This is a genomic window from Pseudomonas sp. P5_A2_2, assembly GCF_054177685.1.
This window is the reverse complement of record NZ_JBGCUL010000527.1, coordinates 1-3,174: the sequence shown is the minus strand read 5'-3', so window position 1 is coordinate 3,174 and position 3,174 is coordinate 1. Positions and strand designations below refer to the sequence as shown.

At 59.8% G+C, this 3,174-nt stretch carries 4 protein-coding genes; all 4 read left to right on the top strand.

The features are described from left to right. Positions 1-396, top strand: a 396-nt coding sequence (locus tag ACXRVY_RS21700) for a hypothetical protein (protein ID WP_458238207.1), incomplete at its 5' end; no start/stop codon positions are given. Positions 397-428: 32 nt separating this feature from the next. Beyond that, the gene (locus ACXRVY_RS21695; RefSeq protein ID WP_223458314.1) at positions 429-1,706 is read left to right on the top strand and encodes a flavohemoglobin expression-modulating QEGLA motif protein; all 1,278 of its coding nucleotides are present in this window, start codon (positions 429-431) and stop codon (positions 1,704-1,706) included. 145 nt (positions 1,707-1,851) lie between these two features. Next, positions 1,852-2,766: an alpha/beta hydrolase gene (locus tag ACXRVY_RS21690; protein ID WP_458238206.1), complete on the top strand. Its 915-nt coding sequence runs from the start codon at positions 1,852-1,854 to the stop codon at positions 2,764-2,766. Next, a complete protein-coding gene (locus tag ACXRVY_RS21685) occupies positions 2,763-3,092 on the top strand; it encodes a hypothetical protein (protein ID WP_223458318.1) in 330 nt (109 codons plus the stop codon). The genes ACXRVY_RS21690 and ACXRVY_RS21685 overlap by 4 nt, the downstream gene beginning before the upstream one ends. The last annotated feature ends 82 nt before the right edge of the window (positions 3,093-3,174 follow it).

Below are 3,174 nucleotides of genomic sequence, written 5' to 3'. Positions count from 1 at the left end.
GAACTGACCCGCATCGGCGACAACCGCTATCAGGCCGTCAGCTACTACCGGGCCAGGCCCAGGGAACGTGAAGCCTACCCGTTCACCCTGTCGCGCCATGGCAACCGCTGGTACCTGTCGGCGAAGGTGCCGGCGCAATTCGGCGGGCATTTCACCATCGGCGGGTTTGAGCTGACCGACAAGCATGAACTGGTGGTCTACAACCTCGACCTCGACCAGATCAACCAGGCCATGAAGCAAAAAGCCCTGAGCGGTGAAAGCTTCCAGACCAACGACGGCGATGGCGTATTGATCGACAGCCACATGGATCAAGTCGCCGCCTACCTCGACGACCCGGCCAACTCCGATGTGTTCGTCGAAGCGGTGCGCTATCAGCGTCAGGCCAAAGCCAAATAACCGGCACCAACAGGTTTCTACAGGAGTTTCGCGTGGACGATTACCAACAGTCGATACGCATTTTGTCCGATCGCATTGTGGTGGCGCAGACGCCGATCCGCGTCCTCGATGCGGTCAAATGGGACGACAACATTCGCAAGGGCTTCCTCAAGGCCCAGGGCAAGGAAATGCCGGCGGTTGACCGCGACTACTACCTCAACCGGCCGCTGGCGTTCGATTCCAGCAAAGTGAAGCTGGAGTTCCAGAACATCGAGCGCGACATTACCCGCCAGCTCGGTCAGTTCAACCCGGTCGGCCAGATCATGCGGCGCATGTGCAAGGAATACCGCATGGTGGTGCGTATGCTCGAAGCGCGTGGCACCGAGGATTTCGGCCTGATTTCCCAGGAGTTGTACGGCGCCGCGTCGGACGCATTCCACGCCGGCGATCCGACGCTGTCTGACCTGGGCATGATGCTGTCCGAATACCTGAACAACATCGACGGTCGTGGTGACCTCAAGGATGAACCGAAGACATTGACCGCCAAGGAGGCCGTCAGCCTGCTGCAACACCGCTTGAACAAGGTGTTCGGCGAGGCCGAGGAAACAATCCGGGTGTTCGAGTCCGACGGCATCGTCGCCGATGCGGCGGCGGGCGCCGACTACATCAAGATCCGCGCCGACGCGATGTTCAACGACCGCGATGTGCGCGCCCTGGAAGTCCACGAAGGGCTGGTGCACGTCGGCACCACCCTCAACGGCCTGAACCAGCCGATCTGCACCTTCCTCTCCAAGGGCCCGCCCTCGTCGACGGTGACCCAGGAAGGCCTGGCGATCCTGATGGAAATCATCACCTTCGCCTCGTACCCGAGTCGCCTGCGCAAGCTCACCAACCGTACCCGCGCCATTCACATGGTTGAGGAGGGCGCGGACTTTTTGCAGGTGTTCGAGTTCTTCCGCGAGCAAGGTTTCGAGATGCCCGAGAGCTACAGCAACGCCAGTCGCGTTTTCCGTGGCTCGGTGCCGACAGGTCTGCCATTTACCAAAGACTTGTCCTACCTCAAGGGCTTCATCATGATTTACAACTACATTCAACTGGCCGTGCGCAAAGGCAAGCTGGAGCAGATACCGCTGTTGTTCTGCGGCAAGACCACCCTGGAAGACATGCGCACCTTGCGTCAGTTGGTGGACGAAGGCCTGGTAGTGCCGCCCAAGTACCTGCCGGAACAGTTCCGCGACATGAACGCGCTGTCGGCGTGGATGTGCTTCTCCAACTTCCTCAACCACCTGAGCCTGGACCGGATCGAGGCGGATTACTCCAATATTTTGTGAGCAACGGGTCCCCCTGTGGGAGCGAGCTTGCTCGCGATGGCGGCATAACATTCAACATGGGTGCAAGCTGACAGATCGCTATCGCGAGCAAGCTCGCTCCCACAGGGGATTGTGTTCCAATCCATTTTTTGCGAGGTTTCACCGGATGAGAACCCTCGGCATCCTCTGCCTTCTCCTGGTCTTGAACGGTTGCAGCTCGCTGTTGTTCTACCCCGAACCCGGCCAGTTGTTCACTCCGGAAAAGGCCGGGCTCGAATACCGCACCATCACCCTGACCACCGCCGATAGCCTCAAGCTGAATGCGTGGTGGCTGCCGGCGAAGAAGGGTGTCGAGGTCAAAGGCACGGTGCTGCACCYGCACGGCAACGGCGGCAACCTGCCCATGCACCTCGGCGGCAGTTTCTGGTTGCCGAAAAATGGTTACCAGGTGTTGCTTGTGGACTATCGCGGTTACGGCTTGTCCGAAGGCGAACCGAGCTTGCCGGCGATCTATYAGGACATCGACGCCGCATTCGCCTGGCTGGACAAGGCGCCGCAGGTCAAGGGCAAGCCGTTGATCCTGCTCGGCCAGAGCCTTGGTGGCTCGATGGCCGTGCATTACCTGGTCCAGCACCCGGAACGGCAGAAACAACTCAAGGCCATCGTCCTCGATGGTGTCCCCGCCAGTTACCGCAGCGTGGGCCGGTTTGCCCTGAGCACCTCGTGGTTGACCTGGCCATTCCAGGTGCCGTTGTCGTGGCTGGTGCCCGACGGCGACAGCGCGATCAACTCCATGGCGCAACTCAAGGATGTGCCGAAACTGCTCTACCACAGCATCGATGATCCGATCGTGCCTCTTTCCAACGGCATCCGACTGTATCAAGCTGCGCCGCCGCCGCGGGTGCTGCAACTGACCCGTGGTGGTCATGTGCAGACGTTCGCCAACCCGGTCTGGCGCAAGGTCATGCTGCGTTATCTCGATGACCCGCAGCATTTCAACGGCCTGCGCCGGTTGGGTGAAATCCCCAACTACCCGGCACCCCCGAATTCAGAAACCGAACCACCAGAGAGTCCGCAATGAGTGAAGAACGTAACGCCATCCCGCTGATCATCACCGGTATCTGCAGCATCCTCGGCACCGTCGGCGCCCTGTGGTGGTACGGCTACCTGCACTTTGCCAAGCCTGAGGATGCGTTGCTGCTCAACGAATTCACCATGCTCAAGACCATTCCGGGCGAAGACTACAAAGTCTCCCTGGAACCGGCCGCCCAAGTGGCGCAGTGCATTGATGGGGTGCTGGTGCTGTTCGACATGGAACAGAAAGGCCTGACCGGCGTGCTGGTCGATGGCAAGAAAAAAGCCGTGCGCTGCATGGGGCAGGAAACGCCGCAGAAGCTGGAGCCGTAAGCTAAATCTGTGGCTATCAAAATCCCTTTGTGGGAGCGAGCTTGCTCGCGATGATGGCCTGACATTCAACACATGTGTTGTC